General features: G+C 67.6%; 8 protein-coding genes. 2 read left to right on the top strand and 6 right to left on the bottom strand.

Annotated features, from left to right (window positions below; genetic code table 11):
• Positions 1-769 (bottom strand): cyanophycinase (locus RMO12_RS09385; RefSeq protein WP_309639091.1); only part of this gene is annotated, 769 nt, incomplete at its 3' end.
• A 294-nt stretch (positions 770-1,063) separates the two neighbouring features.
• Here RMO12_RS09385 and RMO12_RS09380 point away from each other — a divergent pair.
• The gene (locus tag RMO12_RS09380) at positions 1,064-1,477 is read left to right on the top strand and encodes a hypothetical protein (RefSeq protein WP_309639090.1); all 414 of its coding nucleotides are present in this window, start codon (positions 1,064-1,066) and stop codon (positions 1,475-1,477) included.
• A gap of 15 nt (positions 1,478-1,492) precedes the next feature.
• Here the strand turns inward: RMO12_RS09380 and RMO12_RS09375 are convergent, their stop codons facing one another.
• From RMO12_RS09375 to argG, 4 genes are all read right to left on the bottom strand, one after another.
• Entirely contained in the window at positions 1,493-2,185 is a 693-nt protein-coding gene (locus tag RMO12_RS09375; RefSeq protein ID WP_309639089.1) for a hypothetical protein, read from the bottom strand.
• A gap of 134 nt (positions 2,186-2,319) precedes the next feature.
• The gene (locus tag RMO12_RS09370) at positions 2,320-3,159 is read right to left on the bottom strand and encodes an FTR1 family protein (protein ID WP_309639088.1); all 840 of its coding nucleotides are present in this window, start codon (positions 3,157-3,159) and stop codon (positions 2,320-2,322) included.
• A gap of 31 nt (positions 3,160-3,190) precedes the next feature.
• Positions 3,191-3,550 carry a cupredoxin domain-containing protein gene (locus tag RMO12_RS09365; protein ID WP_309639087.1) on the bottom strand — a complete coding sequence of 120 codons (360 nt, stop codon included), beginning with the start codon at positions 3,548-3,550 and terminating at the stop codon, positions 3,191-3,193.
• 231 nt (positions 3,551-3,781) lie between these two features.
• Positions 3,782-5,119 (bottom strand): argininosuccinate synthase, encoded by a 1,338-nt coding sequence (argG, locus tag RMO12_RS09360; protein WP_309639086.1) that lies wholly within the window; start codon positions 5,117-5,119, stop codon positions 3,782-3,784.
• A 78-nt stretch (positions 5,120-5,197) separates the two neighbouring features.
• Here argG and RMO12_RS09355 point away from each other — a divergent pair, with 78 nt between their 5' ends.
• Positions 5,198-5,575: a hypothetical protein gene (locus RMO12_RS09355; protein WP_309626945.1), complete on the top strand. Its 378-nt coding sequence runs from the start codon at positions 5,198-5,200 to the stop codon at positions 5,573-5,575.
• Between the two features lie 43 nt (positions 5,576-5,618).
• Here the strand turns inward: RMO12_RS09355 and RMO12_RS09350 are convergent.
• The coding region (locus tag RMO12_RS09350; RefSeq protein ID WP_309639085.1) for a tryptophan 2,3-dioxygenase at positions 5,619-6,332 on the bottom strand (714 nt) is incomplete at its 5' end.

Raw genomic sequence — 6,332 nt, 5'->3', positions numbered from 1 at the left:
TGCCGCGGGCCGCGTCGACGGTGGTGACCCATCCGTCCTGCACGATGCGTGCGACGAATGTCAGCAGTCGCCCCATGCGGTCGCGTGTGTCAAGGTGGGCGTCGGCGATCACGCCGCCGAGGCCAGGCGCGGTGAGGAAGTAGCGGTCGAGCGTCATGCGGCGGTTGTAGGGGTTGGCCAGCGCTTCGGCCGAAGTGACGCTGCCGGCCGCGCCGGTGTAATCAAACTCGCCGAGCACCGCCAATCCGGCGCTGGTACCGCCGATCGGCACGTTGCGGCTTTGCAGGGCCTTGATCTTTTCTTCGAGCGGCGTCCCCTTCCACAGCCTGATGTAGTCGCTCTGGTCGCCGCCCGCGATGAAGAGGGCATCGGCATTGGCGACGCGCTCGAGCACGAAGGGGTCGAACGCCGCCTCGCGCGTCTTGATGACCAGGGTTTCGACCGAGTCGACGTTGCCAATCGCTTTGATGTAGGGGTTGTAGCCGTCGGCGCCGCTGGCGCGGATGACAACGAAATCGCCGCCGCCCGCCTTGCCGATCATGAACGCGAAGGCTGCATCCACGTCCGGCCCACCGCCCATCAGCACCACGCTTGGCCTGATTGGGTCGGCCACCGTGACATTTGCGGCGCTGCCGACAAGGTAATAGTCGTAGCCCTTGACGGTGGCGCCCGTCGCCGGCTTGGCAGCGGCGGTCGAGACGAAGGCACAGGCCAGGACGGCACTAAACAGAGTGGCGACTAGGCGCGCGGCAGCGCTGGTGTTCGGCATGGTGGGTCGGTCCCGTTGGCGCCGGAATGCCCGGCGGTCGGGCCGGATGATTGAACCAGTGCCCGCAGACGTCAAGCGCGCCGAGTGAAACGCAGCCCGGCTTTGCCGGTGCGCCCTGCGTACAGCGCGCGCTGCGTCGTTCATTCGCCGCGGATTTCGGTGGCCCGAGCCCCCCGGTTCCAGGGTGTCCTGCATGCCGATTGCCGCTCGCTCGGCGGGTCAGCTTCCGAGGTGCGCCATGTTCAACATGATTGTTCGACTCGGCCCCGCGGCCTGCTTGCTGGCGGTGGCGGCTTGCGCGAGCCGTTATGGGGCGACCGCCCGCAGGATGTGTCGGCGCCGCCGCGCGGCAATGCGACCGTGCGCGCCGTGGTGTTTCAAGCGACGCCGCCGTCCGATCCGGTGGCCAAGCCCAAGACGGCCGCAGTGGCCGAGGTCGTTGCGGCCGCCGCGGCGCCCGCGCGAGACCGTGGCAAGCGCAAGACGACGCGCGCCGTTGAAGCCCGGCCGATCGCCGCCGCCCCGAGCCGCGCCGCAGCCAGTGCGCCACGTCCCGCCCTCACTGCCGTGCCAGCGCAGCGCTACCAGTACACCGTCGAACTCGACGCGGGTGGATTCCAGACCCTCACGACCTACCAAAACCAGGGCCTGAATGTCTATGACCGCGTGCAGGTCGAAGGCAAATCGCTGACCGCCTTGCGCGAGTGATCGTCGGGCGCCACCTTAAAACTCGTACTCGGCCTGCAGCCGCAGCGTCTTGCGTGGCGCTGCCTGGTTGGCGGCGAACAGCAGGCCGATGCTGTACTTGACGTGCTGGTGGTCGCCGACCCGCACCCGGCCGAACAGCGCTGGGCCGACGATGTGGCTCTGCTCCGATGCCGGCGCCCAATCTCGCCACGGGCCGACCTCACCGAAACCCTGCAGGCCGACCTCGAAGCTGGGCTTCCAGCGGTACTTGATCTGCCATTGGTAGCCGAGTTCGGTGTTCGATGGCTGCTCGGCGCGCACGTGCTTTACGAGCAGCAGGTTGAGGTTGGCCTGCAGGCGCCCTCCGCCGAACTCGGTCTGTAGCAGCGGGCCCCAGCGCAGTTCGTAGCCTTCGCTGCGCTCCTTGGGCCGCTCGACCTCGAGGAGGAAGCCGACATCGAGCGGGTACTTGCCGGTCTCGGTGAGCTGAAACTTGTTTTCCCACTCCCAGGCGTCGAAGCCGTGCTTCTCGTCGGGTGGCTTGTGCCAGATGGCATAGAGCTCGGTGAACCACCAACTCGTCGCGCCCCAGCCGAAGCCGAGCGAGTAGGCGCTCTCGCGGCGGTCGTCGCGCAGCTTGCGACTGCCGGCCTTGAAGTCGATCTCCTTTTCGCCTTCCTCGACGATGGGGCTGATCACATAGTCCGAGGGGCCGGCGCTGACGGTCATCGGCAGGGCCAGACATGAGGACACGAGGGCGCCCAGCGCCCCCGCTTTCAAAGCGGTTCGCATGCAGGAAAACTCCGGATTCGAGAACGAAGAAGGGGGCGGTGCTTGCGCGCGGCAGCGAGTGCCGCCGGCCGCTAGCTGCTGCTGCTGCGGTACACGCGCGCGGCGCTCAGCTGGCGCGTGACGAGTCGGGTGCCGGCAAAGATCAGCGCCAGCACGGCGACATAGAACATCAGCTGCACGCCCGAGGGGCGCGCGTCGTAGCCGAGCAGCGCATGCAGCACGGCGCCGAGCGCGGAGTCGCCGGAGAGCAAGGCCGAGCTGTCCCACAGCGGCGTGCTCCAGCGCTCGACCAGCCCGGATTGCGTCAGCGCCTTGGCAAGCTGGCTGGCGATTGCCGCGGCGAGCAGGGCGATCAGCACGTTGGTCGCGGCGAACAGGCGCTGCGTCGGAATGCGTGACAGCCCGGCATAGGTGAATACGCCGACCACCACGCCGCCAGCCAGGCCGAGCGCGCCGCCCAGCAGCAGGCCGGACGTCGGCCCGGCCGAGCCGGTTACCGAGCCGGCCACGAACAGCACGGTCTCGGCGCCCTCGCGCAGCACCGCGAGCGCGACCGCGACGAACAGCGCCCAGGGCGCGCGCTGGCCCTGGCGCACGGAACTGCCCAGCCGGCGCGCGTCGGCAGCCATCTCGCGGCCATGCGTCGAGACCCAGACGCAGTGCCAGACCAGCATGACCAGCGCGACCGACAGGATGCCGACGTTCACGAGGTCCTGACCGATGCCGTCGGCCCAGGCGCTGATGTGCCCGGCCAGCGCCGCCAACGCCAGCGCGCCCAGCACGCCTGTTGCCACGCCGGCGCCCAACCAGCGGGTGCGTCCGCTCAATTCCTTGGTCGCTGCGGCGATGATGCCGACGAACAGCGCAGCTTCGAGCGTTTCTCTGAAGACGATGAGCGCGGAGGCAAACATCAGCGGCGGTCCTGTGCGGGCATCGCTCGGATCACTCGGCGACGATCACGCCCTTGGCGGTGTCTCCGTGGTATTCGCCGAAAAACTCGTAGCGTCCGGCTTTGAGCGGGCCGATGAAAAGCGCGACTTTCGCGCCGGCCGGGATGACCTTCTCGCGGTTCAGGGCGTGACTCTCGAATTCCTCGGCGGTGCCGTCCTGGTTGTGTACCACCAGCTTGACGCGCTGGCCGGCCGGCACTTTGAGTTCAGTCGGCTCGAAGCGATGGTTCTTGATCACGAGCTGGGCTTCTGGGTCGGCTGCCAAGGCAGAGGGAGTGAAGCCCGCCAAGCCGAAACCCGCAGCTGCGAGGGCGAATAGCAGGGACAGGCTCGGCTTGCAGGTGGAGGTCATTGCGGATTCATTCGTTGGACGGATTCGACGATCTTAATGCGACTTATTCTCAATGGCAAGACCAGCAGACCAGAGAGGTGATCTGTTGACCGCCCGGGAGCGGTCTGCCATGCGGCGCCGCCGTTCAACGGCCAGCCACGTCGGTGCGCGGTGGTCAGGGCGCCGAGGCGTCAGCAATGCAACGGGTGGGGCGGGTCCCGTCGAGGCGCACCGGGCTCGTGTCAGGGCGCGTCAGGCGCCGTCGTCGTTGTTCAGGCGCGGCAGCGCGACGCCAGCGCCCAGCGAAAGCAAGCCGGCACGGGCATAGGTGAGCAGCTTTTCGCGCGTGTCGACGATGTCGAGGTTGCGCATCGTCAGCTGCCCGATGCGGTCTTGCGGCGAGAAACTCGACTCGCCCTTTTCCATCGTCAACCGCTCGGGCTTGTAGGTGAGGTTGGGCGAGGCGGTGTCGAGGATGGAGTAGTCGTTGCCGCGGCGCAGCTCGACGGTGACCTCGCCGCTGATCGCGCGTGCCACCCAGCGCTGCGCCGACTCGCGCAGCATGATCGCCTGCGGGTCGAACCAGCGGCCCTGATAGAGCAGGCGGCCGAGCTTGCGGCCGCCGTCGCGGTATTGCTCGATCGTGTCTTCGTTGTGGATGCCGGTGACGAGGCGCTCGTAAGCGATGAACAGCAGCGCCAGGCCCGGCGCTTCGTAGATGCCGCGGCTCTTGGCTTCGATGATGCGGTTTTCGATCTGGTCGCTCATGCCCAGGCCGTGGCGCCCGCCGATGCGGTTGGCCTCCATCAGCAAGTCCACCGTGCTGGCGAACTCGACGCCGTTCAGTGCCATCGGCCGGCCTTCGTCAAAGCGCACCGACACCTGCTCGCGCGCAACCGCCACGTCTTCGCGCCAGAACGCCACGCCCATGATCGGCTGCACGATCGTCATGCCGCTGCTGAGGTGCTCCAGGTCCTTGGCCTCGTGCGTGGCACCGAGCATGTTGGAGTCGGTGGAATAGGCCTTCTCGGCCGACATCTTGTAGGCAAAGCCCGACTGGCTCATGAAGGCCGACATCTCGGCGCGCCCGCCCAGCTCATCGATAAAGGCCTGGTCGAGCCAGGGCTTGTAGATCTTGAGGTCGGGGTTGGCGAGCAGGCCGTAGCGGTAGAAGCGCTCGATGTCGTTGCCCTTGTAGGTGCTGCCGTCGCCCCAGATGTTGACGTCGTCTTCCTTCATCGCCGCGACCAGCATGGTGCCGGTGACGGCGCGCCCGATCGGCGTGGTGTTGAAGTAGGTGAGGCCCGCCGTCGAGATGTGAAAGGCGCCGCTTTGCAGCGCCGCGATGCCCTCGGCCACGAGCTGCGTTCGGCAGTCGACCAGGCGCGCTTTCTCGGCGCCGTAGAGCAGGGCCTTGCGCGGGATCTCGTCGTAGTCGGGCTCGTCGGGCTGGCCCAGGTTGGCGGTGTAGGCGTAGGGAATGGCGCCCTTGTTGCGCATCCAGTGCAGCGCGGCGCTGGTGTCCAGGCCGCCCGAAAACGCGATGCCGACCTTTTGGCCGGCGGGTAGGTGCTGAAGGATGGTTGCCATGGCGGAGCTGCGTGCGGATCGAAGGGGGGCGATGGGGCGTCAACCGCGTATTCTCGCCGCTGCGTTTGGAGACCTGTCATGCCCGGAGACACCCTGCCACCCCATGCCGTCGAGGCCCACGACCGCGCCGCGTGGCGGCGCTGGTTGACGCGGCACCACACCCAGGCCGCCGGCGTTTGGTTGGTGATGGCCAGGAAGGACAGCGACCATGAAGCGCCGAGCGTTGACGAAGCCATCGACGAGGCGCTGTGCTTCGGTTGGATCGACAGCAAGCAAGGCCGCCTCGACGAGCGTCGCTCGCTGCTGTGGTTTGCGCCGCGCAAGCCCAAGAGCGCGTGGTCGGGGCCGCACAAGCGCCGGGTCGAGGCGCTCGACGCAGCCGGGCTCATGCACGCGAGCGGCCAGGCCAAGGTCGACGAGGCGCGGCGTCACGGCTTGTGGGGCATGACGCCGTGAGGCCGCAGGTTTGCGCGCGCCCGGGCGGGTGTCGCGCGGGCTTCTACAGACTGGTGCGCAGCGACCAGATCTCCGGGAACAGCACCACGTCGAGCATCTTGCGCAGATAGCTCACGCCGCCCGTGCCGCCGGTGCCGCGCTTGAAGCCGATGACGCGCTCGACGGTGGTCACATGGCGAAAGCGCCAGAGCCGAAAGGCGTCTTCCAGGTCGGTGAGTTCCTCGCCCAGCTCGTAGAGATCCCAGTGCGCTTTTGGGTCGCGATAGACCACCAGCCACGCGGCCTCGACGTCGGCGCTGGCGGTGTAGGGCTGGGTCCAGTCGCGCTCGGTTGATTCAGGGGGTACCGGCAGACCGCGGCGCGCGAGCAGGCGCAATGCCTCGTCGTAGAGCGAGGGCGCGAGCAGTGCGGCCTTGACCTCGGCGAGCCGCTCGGGCGCATGCGCGTGGGCCTCGAGCATGGCGGCATTCTTGTTGCCGAGCGAGAACTCCACCGAGCGGTATTGCCAGCTCTGAAAGCCGCTGCTCGCGCCCAGATAGGGCCGGATCGCCGAATACTCGGGCGGCGTCATCGTCGCCAGCACGTCCCAGGCATGGACCAGCTGCTCCATGATCTTGCTGACGCGCGCCAGCATTTTGAAGGCCGGCTGCAATTGGTCGTTCGCAACGCTGCGGATGGCGGCGCGCAGCTCGTGCAGCATGAGCTTCATCCACAGCTCGCTGGTCTGGTGCTGCACGATGAACAGCAGTTCGTCGTG

This window comes from Methylibium sp., assembly GCF_031393925.1.
Taxonomy (GTDB): Bacteria; Pseudomonadota; Gammaproteobacteria; order Burkholderiales; family Burkholderiaceae_C; genus Methylibium.
Note: the sequence above shows the minus strand (reverse complement) of the source record. Positions and strands in the feature narration are given on the sequence as shown.